14 protein-coding genes and 1 tRNA gene are annotated in these 17,799 nt (G+C 68.7%); 13 read left to right on the top strand and 2 right to left on the bottom strand.

The window, feature by feature from the left end:
- The first annotated feature begins 210 nt into the window (after positions 1-210).
- From CRP45_RS11250 to CRP45_RS11210, 8 genes are all read left to right on the top strand, one after another.
- Positions 211-1,740, top strand: a complete 1,530-nt coding sequence (locus tag CRP45_RS11250) for an ABC transporter substrate-binding protein (RefSeq protein ID WP_097245028.1) — start codon at positions 211-213, stop codon at positions 1,738-1,740.
- Complete coding sequence (locus CRP45_RS11245; protein ID WP_097245027.1) at positions 1,737-2,666, top strand: ABC transporter permease; 930 nt, start codon at positions 1,737-1,739, stop codon at positions 2,664-2,666. Before CRP45_RS11250 ends, CRP45_RS11245 begins: the two co-directional genes overlap by 4 nt.
- 13 nt (positions 2,667-2,679) lie before the next feature.
- Positions 2,680-5,805 (top strand): ATP-binding cassette domain-containing protein, encoded by a 3,126-nt coding sequence (locus tag CRP45_RS34550; RefSeq protein ID WP_245910069.1) that lies wholly within the window; start codon positions 2,680-2,682, stop codon positions 5,803-5,805.
- 107 nt (positions 5,806-5,912) lie between these two features.
- A complete protein-coding gene (locus CRP45_RS11230) occupies positions 5,913-6,638 on the top strand; it encodes a lytic transglycosylase domain-containing protein (protein ID WP_101750178.1) in 726 nt (241 codons plus the stop codon).
- A gap of 123 nt (positions 6,639-6,761) precedes the next feature.
- Complete coding sequence (gene eno, locus CRP45_RS11225; RefSeq protein ID WP_067784545.1) at positions 6,762-8,048, top strand: phosphopyruvate hydratase; 1,287 nt, start codon at positions 6,762-6,764, stop codon at positions 8,046-8,048.
- Positions 8,049-8,138: 90 nt separating this feature from the next.
- Complete coding sequence (locus tag CRP45_RS11220; RefSeq protein ID WP_097245026.1) at positions 8,139-8,783, top strand: FtsB family cell division protein; 645 nt, start codon at positions 8,139-8,141, stop codon at positions 8,781-8,783.
- The gene (locus CRP45_RS11215) at positions 8,780-9,307 is read left to right on the top strand and encodes a DUF501 domain-containing protein (protein ID WP_067784551.1); all 528 of its coding nucleotides are present in this window, start codon (positions 8,780-8,782) and stop codon (positions 9,305-9,307) included. Before CRP45_RS11220 ends, CRP45_RS11215 begins: the two co-directional genes overlap by 4 nt.
- A complete protein-coding gene (locus tag CRP45_RS11210) occupies positions 9,300-10,247 on the top strand; it encodes a Ppx/GppA phosphatase family protein (RefSeq protein ID WP_067784554.1) in 948 nt (315 codons plus the stop codon). Before CRP45_RS11215 ends, CRP45_RS11210 begins: the two co-directional genes overlap by 8 nt.
- A 17-nt stretch (positions 10,248-10,264) precedes the next feature.
- Here the strand turns inward: CRP45_RS11210 and CRP45_RS11205 are convergent, their stop codons facing one another.
- A complete protein-coding gene (locus CRP45_RS11205) occupies positions 10,265-10,732 on the bottom strand; it encodes an SRPBCC family protein (RefSeq protein ID WP_097245025.1) in 468 nt (155 codons plus the stop codon).
- Positions 10,733-10,926: 194 nt separating this feature from the next.
- Here CRP45_RS11205 and CRP45_RS11200 point away from each other — a divergent pair, with 194 nt between their 5' ends.
- The 5 genes from CRP45_RS11200 (at position 10,927) to CRP45_RS11180 (ending at position 16,555) form a co-directional block, all read left to right on the top strand.
- Positions 10,927-12,393 (top strand): peptide MFS transporter, encoded by a 1,467-nt coding sequence (locus tag CRP45_RS11200; RefSeq protein ID WP_067784567.1) that lies wholly within the window; start codon positions 10,927-10,929, stop codon positions 12,391-12,393.
- 55 nt (positions 12,394-12,448) lie between these two features.
- The gene (locus CRP45_RS11195; RefSeq protein WP_067784570.1) at positions 12,449-13,927 is read left to right on the top strand and encodes an amino acid permease; all 1,479 of its coding nucleotides are present in this window, start codon (positions 12,449-12,451) and stop codon (positions 13,925-13,927) included.
- Positions 13,928-14,054: 127 nt separating this feature from the next.
- Positions 14,055-14,128 (top strand) — tRNA-Leu (locus tag CRP45_RS11190).
- Positions 14,129-14,523: 395 nt separating this feature from the next.
- Entirely contained in the window at positions 14,524-15,612 is a 1,089-nt protein-coding gene (locus CRP45_RS11185) for a serine hydrolase domain-containing protein (RefSeq protein WP_245910068.1), read from the top strand.
- Between the two features lie 229 nt (positions 15,613-15,841).
- Entirely contained in the window at positions 15,842-16,555 is a 714-nt protein-coding gene (locus CRP45_RS11180) for a DsbA family oxidoreductase (protein WP_097245451.1), read from the top strand.
- Between the two features lie 11 nt (positions 16,556-16,566).
- Here the strand turns inward: CRP45_RS11180 and CRP45_RS11175 are convergent, their stop codons facing one another.
- Entirely contained in the window at positions 16,567-17,778 is a 1,212-nt protein-coding gene (locus CRP45_RS11175; RefSeq protein ID WP_097245023.1) for a DUF445 domain-containing protein, read from the bottom strand.
- Between the last annotated feature and the right edge of the window lie 21 nt (positions 17,779-17,799).

The following is a 17,799-nucleotide window of genomic DNA, read 5'->3' as shown; positions in this document are numbered from 1 at the left end:
CGAGTCGGGAAAGATAGCGAAAACGCATCGAAAAGCCTAGATCTCGCCCGGGCGTGCGCCGGACATTCGTCGGCAACTGTCGTCCCGCCGTCGCGTCCGTGTGCTGATTGGCGGATACGCACTGGTAGGCGGCGTATTTAGGCTAGCCTGTCCTAGCCTTGTAGTGTCGGGTCTCAGGCCCGCAGTGAACGATGAGGGAAGGCGACACCGATGGGTTTCAACCGACGGCAACTTCTGCGCTCCAGTGCCGGAGTCGGCGCTCTGCTTTTCGTCGCGGCGTGTACCGACAGCGCCGATCCGAGCGGCCCCGCGCGGCGCGGCGGCACCCTGCGCGTCGGTGCGCTCGGCACCGCGGCGCGCATCGAACGCGACCCGCACGCGAACCTCAGCAACGACAGCGATTTCCTGATCACGTCGCTGGTCTACGACGCGCTGACCGTGCCGGGCGACAAGCCGAATACCGTTGCACGCCTTGCGAGTTCGTGGGAACCGGACGCGGCGCAGCGGCGCTGGGCGTTCACGATCGCCGAGGGCGCCACCTTCCACGACGGCGCGCCGGTTACCGCCGACGACGTGGTGTGGTCGCTGCGCCGACTGCGCTCGGTGGGCGGCGCGTCGAAGATGCCCGTGGCGGCCGAGGACATCACCGCCGACGGCCCGAACCGGGTTGTGCTCACCGTGCCGGAGTCGAATACCCAACTGCCCCTGCTGGTTCGGTTGATGACCTTCACTGTGAGAAAAGACACTACGGACTTCACCAAGGCCAACGGCACCGGTCCGTTCCGGCTCGAGTCCTTCCAGGGCGGCAACGCCCGGCTGGTGCGCAACGAGAACTGGCACGGCGCGGGCGCGGAACCGCGACTGCCGTTGCTCGACGCCATCGAGGTGACGATGTTCGAAAGCGTGACGGCACTGGGCAATGCGGTGCTCGGCGGACAGATCGATCTGGCGTCCAATGTCGGCGCGATCGCGGGCCGCACCGCCGAAGGCCGCGGCGATCTCCGAGTGATGCGGCGCGCGAACGACACCATGCTCGGCGTCGCCATGCGGACCGCCGACGGTCCGTTCGCCGATCCGCGGGTGCGCGCCGCGGTACGCCTCGGCGTCGACCGGAAGGCTTTGGTGGATCAGGTGCATTCGGGTTACGGAACGATCGCCAACGACATCCTCGGCACCGCCGACCCGACCTACGACACCAGCATTCCGCAGCGGACGCGCGATATCGAGCGAGCGAAAACCCTGCTGCGCGAAGCCAATTTCGACACCGGACGCAGCTACCCGCTGGTGACGAAACCGGAGGTGCCCGGCGAAGTGGAGTCGGCGAAGGTGATCGCCACCCAGCTCGCCGACATCGGCCTCCGGTTGGACGTGGTCGAGCAGGAGTCCAACGCCTTCTACGACCGCACCTGGTTGCAGGCCCCGCTCTACACCGTCTCCTGGGGCACCAACGATTCGACGATGTTCTACGCGAGCAAACTCATGTCGAGTGGCTCCAACCGCAACGAAACCGCCTTCAAGGACGCGGAATTCGACACAGCCACTGCGGCGGCGCTGGCAGCCTCCGATCCCGCCGAGCTCGAAAAGGCGAGTCGCCGTGTGCAAGCCATCCAGCACGAGCGCGGCGGCTATCTGGTGTGGGGCATGGCCGACGGCATCGATATCGCCACCAGCGCCGTGCGCGACCTGCCGACGCTCGGCGGCTTCGGACGGGTGCAGCTCGAACGGGTCTGGTTGGCGTGACGACCTTCGCCCGACTTCTGCTCCGGCGCGTCGCCCTGCTGCTGGCACTGCTCGCCGCGGTGTTCGTGGCCGTGGATCTGTTGCCGGGCAATACAGCCCGCGCGGTCCTCGGCAGGGAGGCGACGCCGGAGCAGGTCGCGGCGAAGGAGCGCGAGCTCGGACTCGACCGACCGCTCGTCGTGCGGTTCCTGGAATGGATCTCCGGCGTCGCGACCGGCGATTTCGGCCGCACCGCGCGCGGCAGGTCGATCAACGAGTTGCTCGCGGACAAGTTTCCGCCGACTCTGCTGCTCGGCGGCATCGCGCTCACCGTGACAGTGGTCGCGTCGCTGCTCCTCGGCGCCTGGTGGGCGACGCGTTCGCGCGGCGTCGCGGCGCGGCTGCTGCAGCCGGGCAGCACGGTGGCCGCGGCCGTTCCCGAGTTCGTGCTGGCGACCTTGCTGATCATGGTGTTCTCAATGGCCACGGGATGGCTACCCGCGGTTACCATCACCGGCCGCTCCGGCTTCCCGGTGAGCGTGGACATGCTCGTGCTGCCGGTACTCGCGCTCGCCATCCCGCAGATCGGCTGGAACACCAGGGTGGTGCGCGCCGCGCTGGCCGACGCCGCCCGCGCACCGCACGTGGAAAGCGCGGTGCTGGACGGACTTTCGACGCCGCACGTGCTGACCCGCTACCTGGTGCCGTTCGCCGCGCCGACCATCGTCGCCAGCTTCGCCACGACCGTCGGCATGCTGCTCGGCGGCGCGCTGGTGGTCGAGACCATCTTCAACTATCCGGGGCTCGGCGCGGTGCTTGCCGGGTCGGTGGCCGACCGGGACACGTCGGTGGTCGCGGCGGTGGTCGCGCTGTCGGGCGTGGTCATCATGCTGATGCTCGCCGTCGCGGACGGTATTCGGGCGTGGTCGCTGCGGGGGCGGCGATGAGAAAGGGGACGCGATGACCCGGCTTCGACTGCTGACGGTGCTGCCCGCGCTGCTGATGATCCTCCTCGCCGTGCTCGGCCCGAGTCTCGCGCCGCGATCCGCCGAGCAAGCGGTGGGGATACCGTTCGCCGACCCGAGCGCCGACGCCTGGCTCGGCACCGATCGGCTCGGTCGCGACGTGCTGAGCCATCTGCTGTACGGCGGCTGGGGTCTGCTGCTGCTCGCCGCCGTGATCGCGGTACTCGTGACCGCGGTGTCGAGTGTGCTCGGCGCGGTCGCCGCGCTGCGGCCGCGGGTCGGTGGGCTGATCGAGACAGCAACGGATTTCGCCATGCTCGTCCCCGCGGTACTCGGTATCCTGCTCGTGCTCACGAGCTGGCCGGACGCCGGTGTCTACGGGCTGATCGTGGTCGCGCTGCTGTTCGGGGCACCGTACTGCGCAAGGGTTTTCACTGCCGCTGCGGCAGGCGTCGCGGCCAGCGGCTACGTCGAAGCCGCACGTGCGAGCGGAGAAACCGTCGCCCACTTGGTTTTCCGTGAAGTACTGCCGAACCTTCGTGAAGTGCTCGCCGCCCAGCTGGGCTTGCGCTTCGTCGCCGCCGTCTACCTGGTCAGCACCGCCTCCTTTCTGCACCTGCCGACGACCCTCGGCGCGAGCAACTGGGCGGTGATGGTCCGTGACAATGCCTCCGGCATGCTGCTCAACCCGTGGTCGGTGCTGGCGCCGAGCCTGGCGATCGCCATCGTGGCTGTCAGCGTGAACCTCGCGGTCACCGAATTCGGCCGTGGTACGCGGATCTCGGCGATCGTGGACACGGCATCTGTGCGTCAGGGTGACAGCCCAGGACCGGCGGAGAGCGCGGTGTTCGCCGAGGGCGCCGACGTCGGCATCGGTGCGTCGTCGGCGAGGCTGTCGGTGGACTCCGGACGGCACAACGGTTCCGGTGCGAACGCGCTACCCGAGACGGCGACCACGGCGGCGCGCCGCGAGCACCTCGGTTCTACAGCGGAGTCCGCGGCCTCGGTGCCGGTGGCCGAGTCGGCCGCTGTCGCAGCCGATGGACTCGGCTCCGGTTCTGCGCACTCGGCGCCCGCTCGGTCCGGGCGGGAGTCATCCGGCGGCCACCCGCGGCCCGCTGATGGGTCGACAGCGACTCCGCACACCGACGGTGCCGGTGCGGCAGCAGGCTCAAAGTGCGAGGTGCCCACGCCCGAGCGATCTGCCCTTCCGAACGACGTTGACGTGTACTCGAAGACTGCACGAGCCCACCAGGATCCGAGTGGTGGCTGTGCGGTCCCCGCTGCCTGGGCAGAGACACCGGAGGCATCCGATGGGGTCGATGCCACTGGAGCAGCCGAGGGTGGCAACTCGATCGCTAGCGAGCCGGACTCGATCGTGATCGTCGACGGACTCTTCGTGCGAGGGCAGGCGGGGCAGGAGTTGGTCGGGCCCGTTTCCTTCCGGATGCGGCCGGGCACGGTGACCGCACTCACCGGGCCGTCGGGATCGGGCAAGACGACCCTGATGCGGGCGCTGCTCGGCCACTTGCCATCCGGAGCGGTGCTGGCGGCGGGCACGGTCACGGTGGCCGAACAATCCGTGTTCGCACTGGATCCGGTGCAGCTGCGGCGTTTTCGGCGTACCCGCATCACCTACGTCGGACAGGACCCCGGCTCCGCGTTGAATCCGCTCATGCGCGTGCGGACCCTGCTCGCCGAAGTCGCGCAGGATCGCTCCGAGTCGGCCCTCCTGGAAGCTCTGGCGGCGGTCGGTCTCTCCGCCGAGCACCTGCGCCGCCGCCCCGGCGAACTCTCGGGCGGTCAGCAACGCCGAGTCGCATTGGCCCGAGCCCTGGTCCGCCGCACCGACATCGTGGTGCTCGATGAACCGTTGGCCGGACTGCACGGTGCCCTGCGCGCCGAAATAGCCAGCCTGCTGGTCGATCTCGCGCAACGCGGCACCACGATCCTGCTCTCCGGCCACGACACCGCCGCCATCCACGCCATCGCCGATCAGGTGATCGAGGTAGGCACCCACCCGCCGCCGCACCAAACCGCGCCACATCTCCACGCGGACGGCCCTCTTCCGGCGTGGTCCACCACCGCGCCGAACGGGCAAGCCGCCCACGCCGCCGCCCACACCCACGCGGACGCCGCCGCCCACGCCCACGCGGACACCCACGCCCACGCGGACGCCGCCGGCAACGAGACCGTCGCCGCCGGTTCGTCGGCACACCCGGACACCGGCTCTGCTTCCGCCTCTGCCGCAACCGGACCGCACCCGCCGCGCACTACCGACGGTAACGGAACCGGATCGGATGCCCGCCCGCACAAGGCACCCACCGAGCGGTCGGACACGGCGGCGAAACACTCAGCCGAACCCGCGCTCGGTAACCCACAACCCCCGATCGCCCTGCGCGCCAACGGAATCAGCGCCACCATCGGAGAACACCGTGTCCTCACCGACATAGACCTGGCGCTCACCGCCGGCTCCGCACTCGCGGTCGTGGGCGCTTCCGGCGCGGGCAAGACCACCCTCGCCAGGGTGATCGCCGGTCTCCGTGCGGCCGAGGGTGGCTCGCTGCACTTGGCGGACAACCCGATCGAGATCGGCGGCAAGCGGCGGATCGGGCGCGGCGGCGACGGTATCCAACTCGTTCCGCAGAACCCGATGTCCGCATTGAACCCGCGCCGCACCGTCGCCCAAACCCTCGGCAGACCGCTGCGCCGAATCGCGCGTGTTCGGAAAAGCGCCGCACCGCAACGGATCACCGAACTACTCGACGCCGTAGAACTGCCCGCGGCGTTGGCAGCGCGGTACCCGCACGAACTGTCCGGCGGCCAACGCCAGCGGGTGGCGCTCGCCCGCGCCCTCGCCGCCGAGCCCTCGGTGCTGATCTGCGACGAGATCACCTCGGCCCTCGATCACGCGACCGCGGCCTCGATCATGGCCCTGCTGGACCGGATTCGCGCCGACCGCGGCACCGCCCTGCTCGTGATCACCCACGACATGAATCTGGTCGCTGGGCACTGCGCCGAACTGGTCGTGCTCGATCGAGGCCGCATCGTCGAATCCGGCCGCACCGCCGAGATACTCGCGAATCCCGTCGAACAGGCCACCCACGATCTGCTGGTCTGAGCGGGGCGGTGACGCGCGCCACGCCGCGAAACCCGAACTACCAGGGGTGATCCTCGCGACCGAGGAAATCGACCGGGAGCACTCCGGCGAATCTGGATGATGGAAGAGTGCTCCCGAAGAAGACCGGCGCCGTGGCCGCCGCGCTGCTGGCCCTTGTGCTCGCCGGCTGCGGCATCGGCCCCGATCTGCCGCCCATTCCCGAAGGCATCCCGCCCGGTCCCGGCACCCCGCTGCCGCTGATCGACGTGGACGGACCCGGCCGCACCGCACTGCAATTGCGCGGCTGGGCGGGAGACCAGGCCGACACGCTCGGCATCCCGCAGGTCGCGCTGGAGGCCTACGGCTACGCCGCCGCGGTGATGGCCAGGTCGCGGCCCGACTGCGGCATCGCGTGGACCACCATCGCGGGCATCGCCAGCGTCGAGAGCAAGCACGGCACCCACCGCGGGTCCGACGTCGACGAGTACGGCACCGTCGTCCCGCCGATCATCGGCATCCCGCTGGACGGCGCGCCGGGCGTCGCGCTGATCCGCGACACGGACGGCGGAAGGCTGGACGGCGACGAGTCCTACGATCGCGCGGTCGGTCCGCTGCAATTCATCCCGGAGACATGGAAGCGCTGGGGCGTGGACGCCAACGGCGACGGTGTGATCGACCCGCAGAACATCGACGACGCCGCGCTCACCGCCGCCCGCTACCTGTGCGCCAGCGGCGGCGATCTCACTTCCGAACGCGGTTGGCAGCAGGCGCTGATGACCTACAACCAGTCCACCCGCTACCTGCTCACCGTTCGCGACCGCGCCGCCGCCTACAGCGTGGGCCGCCGGGTCTGAGCGCTGGGCCGTGCGGTGCGCCGGAGTGCCGGTTACCTCGTACGCGGCGGGGGCGCTAGGCTCGGCACCGCACGGCCCATCCGTGAGACCTACCGTGCCAGCAGCCGAAGGAGTGTCGTTTTCGTGGCCATCATCGAACAGGTCGGAGCTCGCGAGATCCTGGATTCGCGCGGTAACCCCACTGTCGAGGTCGAGATCGCCCTCGACGACGGCACGCTGACCCGCGCCGCTGTCCCGTCCGGCGCCTCCACCGGTGAGCACGAGGCCGTCGAGCTGCGCGACGGCGGCGACCGCTACCTGGGCAAGGGCGTGCAGAAGGCCGTCGAGGGCGTCCTCGACGAGATCGCGCCCGCCGTCATCGGCCTGGACGCGGTCGAGCAGCGCACCGTCGACCAGGCGCTGCTTGACCTGGACGGCACCCCGGACAAGTCCCGCCTCGGCGCGAACGCCCTGCTCGGCGTCTCGCTCGCGGTGGCACGCGCCGCCGCCGAGTCCTCGGGCCTGGAGCTGTTCCGCTACCTGGGCGGTCCGAACGCGCACGTGCTTCCGGTCCCGATGATGAACATCCTCAACGGTGGCGCGCACGCCGACACCGGCGTCGACGTCCAGGAGTTCATGGTCGCCCCGATCGGCGCGCCGACCTTCAAGGAGTCGCTGCGCTGGGGCGCAGAGGTCTACCACGCGCTGAAGTCGGTGCTGAAGGCCAAGGGCCTGGCCACCGGCCTCGGTGACGAGGGCGGCTTCGCTCCCGACGTGGCGGGCACCCGCGAGGCGCTCGACCTGATCAGCACCGCGATCGCCAAGACCGGCCTGAAGCTTGGCAGCGATGTCGCGCTGGCGCTGGACGTCGCCGCCACCGAGTTCTACACCGCCGGTAGCGGTTACAAGTTCGAAGGCGCCGTCCGCAACGCCGCCGAGATGGCCCAGTTCTACGCCGACCTGCTCACCGCCTACCCGCTGGTCTCCATCGAGGACCCGCTGTCGGAGGACGACTGGGACGGCTGGGTCGCGCTGACCGACCAGATCGGCGACAAGATCCAGCTGGTCGGCGACGACCTGTTCGTCACCAACCCGGAGCGTCTGGAAGAGGGCATCACCAAGGGCGCGGCCAACGCGCTGCTGGTGAAGGTCAACCAGATCGGCACCCTGACCGAGACGCTGGACGCCGTCGAGCTGGCGCACCGCAACGGCTACAAGACGATGATGTCGCACCGGTCCGGCGAGACCGAGGACACCACCATCGCCGACCTCGCCGTCGCGGTCGGCAGCGGCCAGATCAAGACCGGCGCGCCCGCACGTAGCGAGCGGGTCGCCAAGTACAACCAGCTGTTGCGCATCGAGGACGCACTGGGCGACTCCGCCCGTTACGCGGGTGACGTGGCGTTCCCGCGCTTCGCGTTCGAGGGCTGACAGCCGCGGTGCGAGCGACGGGCCCGGAGGCGGCGACCTTCGTGACCACGCAGGGCCCTGGGAGCACCGCAGAGTGATACAGGGAGCGGTATGACCGAGCGACGTGCGCGTGGGACCAGTCCGGCCGGACGTGGGGACCGTCGCACGTCGCGTGCCGCTCGCTCACGCCCGAGGGCGGGCGCGGACACCGAGACCGCGGCCCGTCCCGCCGCGGTCAAACGCACGCGCAGGCGCACCGAGACCGCGGAGAAGAAGGCGCGACCGCGCAAGATAGCCCCGCGCGCCGGAGCGGACAAGCACGAGCGCACCATCCTCGGCTTGTCCACCGGCAAGGCGGTGATCCTCGCGGTCGTGGTGTGCGCGCTGGCGCTGACGCTGTCCGTGCCGATGCGCACCTACTTCAGCCAGCGCGCCGAGGCCGCGCAGCTGGCCCAGGAGCGCAATCAGCTGGAGGCCGATCTGGCCCGGTTGCGGGATCGCCGTGCGCAGCAACAGGATCCGGCCTACATCCGTTCGGAGGCCAGGGACCGGTTGCGTCTTGTGATGCCGGGGGAGACGCCCTACATCGTGCAGGTGCCCGGTATCGAGGCACCGCCGCGTCCCGCCGCGCCGCCGCGCTCCAAGGCGCCGGACCCGTGGTACACGGACCTGTGGCGGACCCTCTCCGAACCGCAGCCCGCGCCCGCCGCCGAAACGACGACGCCCGCCCCGCCAGGACCGGAAGGACCCAGGTGACCGCACCGACAGACCGCGATCTGGAGATCATCGCCGAACAGCTCGGCCGTGCGCCGCGCGGCGTGCTCGCCGTCGCCTACCGCACACCGGACGGGCTGCCCGCGGTGGTCAAGACCGCGCCGCGGCTGCCGGACGGCACCCCCTTCCCGACGCTGTACTACCTGACCGATCCCCGGCTGACCGCCGAGGCGAGCAGGCAGGAATCGGCGGGCGTGATGCGCGAGATGACCGAGCGCCTCGGCCGCGATCCGGAACTGGCCGCGGCCTACCGCGCCGCCCACGAGAGCTACCTGGCCGAGCGGAACGCGATCGAATCGCTCGGCACCGACTTCACCGGCGGCGGCATGCCCGACCGGGTCAAGTGCCTGCATGTGCTCATCGCACACAGCTTGGCCAAGGGGCCCGGCGTCAACCCGTTCGGCGACGAGGCGGTGGCGCTGGCCGCCGAGCACGGACTGCGCGGCACCGCCATCCCGGCCGACTGGCCGACATACCAGCCCGAGGACGGAGCACACCATGAGTGACCGGGTCGCCGCCATCGACTGCGGAACGAACTCCATCCGACTGTTGATCGCCGACGTGCTCGAGAACGGTCGCCTCGCCGACGTGCACCGCGAGATGCGGATCGTCCGGCTCGGCCAGGGCGTGGACGCGACGGGTTCGCTGGCGCCCGAGGCGATCGAACGCACCAGGGTCGCGCTCGCGGAATACACCCGGATGATGCGGGAAGCGGGTGTCGCGCGGGTGCGGATGGTCGCCACCTCCGCGACCCGCGACGCGTCCAACCGCGAGGACTTCTTCGCCATGGCCCGCGCCGAACTCGGCACCGTGGTGCCCGGCGCGGAGGCCGAGGTGATCACCGGCGACGAAGAGGCGCGTCTGTCGTTCACCGGCGCGATCGGCGAATTGTCCAGCGCGGCAGGGCCGTTCGTCGTCGTCGATCTGGGTGGCGGCTCCACCGAGCTGGTCTTCGGTGACGCCGACGGCGTGCACGCCGCGTTCTCCGCCGACATCGGCTGCGTGCGGATCACCGAGCGCTGCCTGCCCGGCGACCCGCCCACCGCCGAACAGGTTTCCGCCGCACGCGAATTCGCCACCGAGCGGCTCGCGGAGGCCTTTGCCGAGGTGCCCGTCGAGAACGCGCACACCTGGGTCGGCGTCGCGGGCACCATGACCACGATCGCCGCCGTCGCCCTCGACCTGCCCGAATACGACTCGGAGCGGGTGCATTTGACGGCGCTCACCCTGGATCAGGTTCGCGAGGTCTGCGACCGGCTGATCGGAATGAACCACGACCAGCGCGCCGCGCTCGGCCCGATGCACCCCGGCCGGGTCGACGTGATCGGCGGCGGCGCCGTCATCACCGAGGTGCTCGCCTACGAACTGGCTCGGCGCGCGAACATCACCGAACTGATCGTCAGCGAGCACGACATCCTGGACGGTATCGCCCTGTCCATCGCCTGATCGGCGGTTGTGCTGCCTTACGTCGGTCCCGTCGGCCGATAACGCTCGTCGGCGCGGCCCACGATGAGGGCGGCCAGTCGGGACAGCGACTCCTGGTTGCGCGGTTTCAGCATCGCCCGCTGCAGCTGGCTCGGCAGCAGCTTGCCCGGCCCGCTCATGGCGTGTTCGGTCATTCGAATGTGCGTGGTGTTGGGCTGAATCTCGGTCAGCTCCAGCAAGATTCGGGCGGAGCCGACCGGCCACAGGCGGGCCTCCAGCTCGATCAGCCGCGGCGGATCGACGTCGCGGACGGTGGTGTGGTCCCGCACGTTCAGCGGCCACAGGCCGACGCTGTGGTGAATCCGGGTGCCCACATCGGGCCAACCGGGATCGACCTCCCTGATGTGTGAGGCCCCGACCACCCAGCTGGAATACAACCAGCCGTCGGCGAGGACAGCGAAGGCCTGTTCGGGGTCGACCGGCACGGTCAGTTCGGCATCCAACATGTGCGCATCGCTTCCTTCCGGCTTCGACTGTCACGTTGCTGGGATCTCGCTCGTCCGCCTATCCAGGGTAGGCGGGAACCCCTACGGCCGCGCGGCAATGCGCCTCCGCTATCCCTGCCGTGGGTAAACGCCGCCCCAATGCCTGGGGACGGGTGAGTTGCTGCACAGTTGCAATTTGTGTCAAGGTGCTCTGCATGTCCCAAGTAGTGGAATCCGAGCGGCCGATCCCGGCTCGGACTCTGTTCGGCCACCCGATCGGATTGGCGAACCTGTTCGGCGTCGAGCTGTGGGAGCGGTTCTCCTTCTACGGCATGGTCACGATCCTCGGGTACTACCTGTATTACTCGGTGACCGACGGCGGACTCGGGCTGGAGCAGAGCACCGGCGTCGGCATCGTCGGTGCGTACGGCGGCCTGGTGTACCTGTCCACCGTGCTCGGCGGTTGGATCGCCGATCGGCTACTGGGGATGGAGCGGACCGTCTTCTACGGCGGCGTGGTCGTCATGGCCGGGCACATCGCCCTCGCGGTGCTGCCTGGGCTGGCGGGTGTCGGCGTCGGTCTCGTCCTGGTGGCCCTCGGCAGCGGCGCGCTGAAGGCGAACGCCTCCTCACTGCTCGGCACGCTCTACCCGAAGGACGACGCCCGCATCGACGGCGGCTTCACCCTCTTCTACCTCGGCATCAACATCGGCGCGTTCACCGGACCGTTGCTGACCGGCCTGCTCCAGACCCACCTCGGCTTCCACTACGGTTTCGGCGCCGCCGCCATCGGCATGGCGCTCGGCCTCACCCAGTACGTGGTCTTTCGGCGCAACCTGGGCAACGCGGGCCGCGAGGTGCCGAACCCGTTGCCGCGCAGCGCGATCTGGCCCGCCGTCGGCGTGGTGCTCGGCGCCGCGGTGGTCGTCGTCGTGGCCTTCGCGACCGGGCTGGTCACGCTGGAGAGCCTGCCCGAGGCGACGACGGTGGTGATTGCCGTGGCCTCGCTCGGGTATTTCGCCGTCATGCTCACCAGCGCCAAGGTCGCACCCGTCGAACGCAGCAGGGTGCGGGCGTTCATCCCGCTGTTCCTCGCCAACGCGGTGTTCTGGTCGTTGTTCCAGCAGATCTTCACGGTGCTCGCCGTCTACTCCGATGAGCGGATGAACTGGAGCATCTTCGGCTGGACCGCCCCGTCCAGCTGGATCGGCTCGGTGGAGCCGGTGTGGATCATCACGCTCTCGCCGTTGTTCGCGCTGCTGTGGACCAAGCTCGGCAACCGCGCGCCGAGCACGCCGCGCAAGTTCGCGCTCGGCGTCGTCGGCATGGGTCTGTCGTTCCTGCTGTTCGTGCCGCTCGCCGGATTCGACGACAAGTCGGTGCCCGCGCTGGCGGTTCTGGTGATCATGGCCGGGTTCGCTGTCTCCGAGCTGCTGCTCTCGCCGATCGGGCTCGCGGTCACCACCCAGCTCGCCCCAGAGGCGTTCCGGGCGCAAATGATGGCGTTGTACTTCTTTTCCGTCGGTATCGGTACGTCGATGTCGGGCGTTCTTGCTCGTTTTTACGCCCCTGAGCACGAAGTCGCCTACTTTGGCATCACCGGGGCCGTGGCGATAACGGTGGGACTGATCGTCGCGGCACTGGGACCGTGGATCAGTCGCTACATGGCCGGCGTCCACTAGCAAACCGGCGGCACCCGGCAATCCCGGCGTCCTGCCTCATCAGTAAGGAGAACACGTGGCGATTTCGAGCTCTTCTCGGCGAGATGGCCTATTTCGAACGAAGTCCGTCGAGCAATCGATTCGCGATACCGACGAGCCGGACTCGAAACTACGCAAAGATCTGACCGCCTGGGATCTCACCATTTTCGGTGTCGCCGTCGTCGTCGGCGCCGGCATCTTCACACTCACCGCCCGCACCGCGGGAAACGTTGCGGGACCGTCGGTTTCGCTGGCCTTCGTGTTCGCCGCCATCGCCTGCGGCCTGACCGCGCTGTGCTACGCCGAGTTCGCCTCCACCGTGCCGGTGGCGGGCAGCGCCTACACCTACTCCTACGCCACCTTCGGTGAGCTCGCCGCGTGGATCATCGGCTGGGACCTGATCCTCGAGTTCGCGCTCGCCGCCGCGGTGGTGGCCAAGGGCTGGTCGCAGTACCTCGGGCAGGTGATGGGCACCGGGCCCGCCGTCGTAGAGCTCGGGCCGGTGACCTTCGACTGGGGCGCGGTCAGCCTGATCACGGTGCTCGGCATTCTGCTCGCAGTCGGCACCAAGCTGTCGTCCCGGGTGTCGGCGATCGCGGTCGCCATCAAGCTCGGCGTCATCGCCGTGGTGCTCGTCGTCGGCGTGACCTACTTCGACAAGTCGAACCTCTCGCCCTACATCCCGCCGTCCGAGCCGGGCGCTGGCGGCGAGGGCATCCGCCAGTCGCTTTTCTCCTTCCTGACCGGCGCGGGCAACAGCAACTTCGGCTGGTACGGCCTGCTCGCGGCGGCCAGCCTGGTGTTCTTCGCGTTCATCGGGTTCGACGTCGTCGCCACCACCGCGGAGGAGACCAAGAACCCGCAGCGCAACGTGCCGCGCGGCATCCTCGGCTCGCTGCTGATCGTCACCGTGCTCTACGTCGCCGTCTCGCTGGTGCTCACCGGCATGGTTCCCTACACCGAGCTGTCCGGCGACGACGCGACGCTCGCGACGGCGTTCGCACTGCACGGCGCGGACTGGGCGAAGAACATCATCTCCATCGGCGCGCTCGCCGGCCTGACCACCGTCGTCATGGTGATGTACCTGGGACAGACCCGCGTGCTGTTCGCCATGGCGCGCGACGGACTGCTGCCCAAGCAGCTCGCGCACACCGGCTCCAAAGGCACGCCCGTCCGGCTGACCGTCATCGTCGGCGTGGCCTGCGCCTTGCTCGCCGGTTTCGTGGACTTTGGCACCCTGGAGGAAATGGTCAACATCGGCACGCTGTTCGCCTTCGTGCTGGTCTCGCTCGGCGTGCTCGTCCTGCGTCGCACCCGACCCGACCTGCCGCGCGGCTTCCGCGTCCCGCTGGTCCCGCTCATCCCGATCCTCGGCGTGCTCTCCTGCCTGTGGCTGATGCTCAACCTCTCCGTCGAGACCTGGCTGCGCTTCATCGTCTGGATGCTGCTCGGCTTCGTGGTCTACTTCGCCTACAGCCGCAGGAACTCCCTGCTCGGCAAGAGTCTCGCCGAATAACCCGGCCGCCGTGCCCCGCCCTCTCGGCGGGGCACGGCGTATCCTGAACCCCCGCCGATCCCACAACCCGAGACCCGCCGCGCCACCAATTCCGGTACAGCCGTACGAGTCGGTAGGCTGACCACACGCCCCTATAGCCCAATTGGCAGAGGCAGTGGACTTAAAATCCATTCAGTGTCGGTTCGAGTCCGACTGGGGGCACTCTGGCGGGGGATTTTTTTGTCGGCTCGCCGCTGTGTTTGGGGCCGAGTGGTTGCCCAAGGAAGTTTTGCCCAGGGAATTCGGGGGGTTGAGCAGGGGGATTTCGCGTAACGGGGTTCGGTGGCCGCCGATGTCACAAGCGGATCTCGGGGAGCGGAAGGCGGGCCATGCGGATTTCCCTGAAAAGTGTTGTGGCGCTGGGTATCACATTGGGGATGTGGGTGGTAGCCGGTGGTTTCGGTGGCACCGCCGCGGCGGAGCCAGGGTTGAAGTACTGCGCGGTGAGTCAGGGGCGGCAGTTTCAGACGGCGACTCCCGAGGAGGTCGGGCTCGACTCCGTGACGCTGGGTCGGGCGATCGCGGCGGCTTCTTCGCCGAATCGGCTGAATTTCAAGGTGTTTCGGAACAATTGTCTGATCGCGTCGGGGCCGCGGAACGGGTTGACCGGTGCGGTGCCGTGGAACCTGTGGAGTGCGACCAAGAGTGTGGTTTCGCTGATCGCGGGCGTCGCCGTGGACGAAGGGCTGCTGCGGCTCGACGATCCCATCGACAACTATCTGCCGCCCGGACTCGGCGATGCGGAACATCGGGGGATCCGCGTTCGGAACCTGCTCACCGAGTCGTCGGGGATCGATGTCGCGGTGGTGTCCGAGGGGGTGACCGGGCTGATGGAACTGGATTCCAATGTGGTTGCCCAGGCTTTGGCGATGCCGATCGAGTATCCGCAGGGCACGAAATGGCAGTACAGCCAGCGCGCCGTCGATCTCATCGCCTACGTGGTGCAGCAGGCGGTCGGCGAGGATTTTCAAGCCTATGCGCAGCGTAAACTCTTCGACCCGTTGGGTATTCGGGCCAGCGACTATTACTGGGCACGTGATCGCAGCGGAAACACCTACGGCTACGCGCATCTGGTGATGGCACCGGACGATTTCGCGAAACTCGGTCTGCTGGTTGCCAATCGAGGAAATTGGGGTAGCAGTCGGGTCGTCTCGGCGGATTACCTGGCGCGGGCTTCGGAACCTTCGCCGTCGCACGAGTGCTACGGCTTCTTGTTCGTGGTCAACGGTCCCGGTTGCGCGCCGGAATTCCCCGCTCTGCCCACGGACGCGGTGAAGATGAGCGGCATGATGCGCCAGGACAACTACATCGTGCCGAGCCTGAACCTGCTGGTCAGCTGGACCGGGTTGACCGTGCCCGGCGAGGCAGGCTTCGCCTACGGCGTGCTCCGCGATGTCGCCGGTGCGTTCCGGGAACCGCCGCTGCCCGACCCCGGGCCGTACGTCCCGCTGCCGGACGTCAGCATCACCGACCCGATGATGACCAACCCGGACGCCACCCTCGCCGCACTCGGACTCGGTCCCTACGCCTATCCGGGCTGCGACCCGATCACCTGCCTGGGGAAGCCGTTGCCGCCGCCGTTCGCCGATTGGCCCGTCGGCTGCTTCATAGTCGGCTGCTTCACCAACACGCCCGGTCGGCGATAGGTCGGTGCGGAAGCCCAGCCAACACAGACGCCGACGGGGAAGGTGCCTCGAGACGACGCCAAGCGGATCGTCTGGCTGACGTGACCGCTTGGCCAACGTCGATATCGGCGGAAGCGACCGCTGCTCGGCGCCGAGATGGGCCGTGACCACCGGCACCGGGAGTCGGGGAACACCCCCGATTGCCGCGGCGTTGCTCCCACCCGGGGCGATGACGAAAGCGAGGACGACCGTGCGGGTCGAGATCTGGACCGATATCAACTGCCCGTTCTGCTACCTGGGCAAGGCCCGGTTCGAGCGGGCGCTGGCGGAGTTTCCGCGGCGTGATGCGGTCGAGGTGGTGCACCGCTCGTTCGAACTGGATCCGACGTTGCCCGCGGGCGAGACCGGTCCCGTCGTCGCGAAGATCGCGCGGAAGTACGGCATCAGCGCGGCGCAGGCCGCCGCGAACGAACGCGGTATCGGCGCGCAGGCCGCGGAGCTGGGGCTGCCCTATCTGACCGAGGGCCGCGACTACGGAAACTCCTTCGACATGCACCGTCTCCTGCACTTCGCACTGGCCGAGGGCCGCCAGGACGACCTGCTCGACGCTCTCTATCGCGCCAACTTCGCCGAAGAGGCGTCGCTGTTCGGCGATGCCGAGCGGCTGGTCGAGATCGCCGTCGCGACGGGCTTCGACGAAGCCGAGGTCCGCGGCGTGCTCGCCGATCCCACCGCCTACGCCGACGCAGTCCGGGCCGACGAACGCGAGGCGGCCCGGCTCGGCGCCACCGGTGTGCCGTTCTTCGTGTTCGACAACAAGTACGGAGTGTCGGGCGCGCAGCCGTCGGCGGTCTTCGCCCAGGCGTTGGAGCGCGCTTGGGCCGATAGCGAACCGGCGTCGCAGATCGTGGGTGACGCTGAAGCATGCGGTCCCGAGGGATGCGCGGTGCCTGGCCGGAACTGACCCGGAGTCGGCTAGCTGAGCAGGAGCTGAACCTGGAGTTCTCCGACCAGGAATCCGAGAACGCCGCCGATCGCCACCAACTTCCATTCGTCCTGCTTGAACGCGGGGCGAAGAAGTCCTTCGTATTCGTCGTCGGTCAGCTCGCGGGTCTTCCGCACAACGAGGTCGCGCAGACCGAGGATCTCGATGGCCTGGCGTTCGAATTCCCCTGCGTGCGTACGCAGATACTGGATCGTCTCGCTGACGATGTCACGCTTCAGCGCCGCGATGCTGTCCCCGGCCACCAGTAACACCAGCGGGCGCGCGGGGGCGGATTGGGCATCGATGAACTCGTGCATCCGGCGAGCCAGGATGGTGGCCAACCGATCCGCGCGCGGACCGTCCAGCACCGCCGCCAAAATCCTGGTCGGCGTGAAGATCTCGGTCGCGATCAGATCCGCGTAGTCGGCGCACACCTGCTCGCGGCGCTTGTGGAACAGTCCCTGCCAGCGGAGTGGACCGAGCCGGAACGGCCGGACCGGGCGGAAGATCATTTGCAGCGCGAGCCAGTCGGTGGTCAGGCCGGTGACGCCGCCGAAGACCGGCATCAGCCAGGGCGAATGCGTGAACGCCCAGGTCACCATCTGTACGAAACCGAGCAGCGTGCCGAACAACAGCCCCGAGCGCACGATGAACCGCAGCTCGTGGTGCCCCACCCGGCGCACCATCTCGACCAGCAGCGACTTGTCCGTGACGAGCGTGTCGATGGCGATGGCACGCAGGTCCATCACCTGGTCGAGGTTGGTGTGCAGGTCGGTGACGATCTCGTCGATCAACTCCGGCACATCGCGCTGCACCCGCCGGACCATCGCGTCCTTGGCGAAGCCCGGCATCGTCACCCAGATGCGCGGCTCATGCCGCATCATCACCTCGTGCACCATGTGCGCGACGGCGGCGTCCAGCGGTTCGCGCAGCCGCGCGGTGAGCTCGCCGACGTCGACGCCTCCGATGATCTCCTTCGGATCGATCAAACGCGAGAACATCAGGTCGACGGCGATCGTCGCCATCCGCGGCGCGGCCCGCGGAATCACCCCTTGCCAACCCAACCACGGCGGTATGCCCCGGAATTCGAGCGGCCGCATCAACATCTCGACCGCGACGATCTTCGTGCTCCACCCGATCAGCGCCGCGACCAGCGGGATCGAACAGTAGAGCAGCCAGTTCTCGGCGAAGTCCGCGATCATGGCGCGGCTTCCGAGGTCGGC

The sequence above is a fragment of the Nocardia amikacinitolerans genome (assembly GCF_900215415.1).
GTDB lineage: Bacteria > Actinomycetota > Actinomycetes > Mycobacteriales > Mycobacteriaceae > Nocardia > Nocardia amikacinitolerans.
This window is presented reverse-complemented; position numbering and strand designations above follow the sequence as displayed.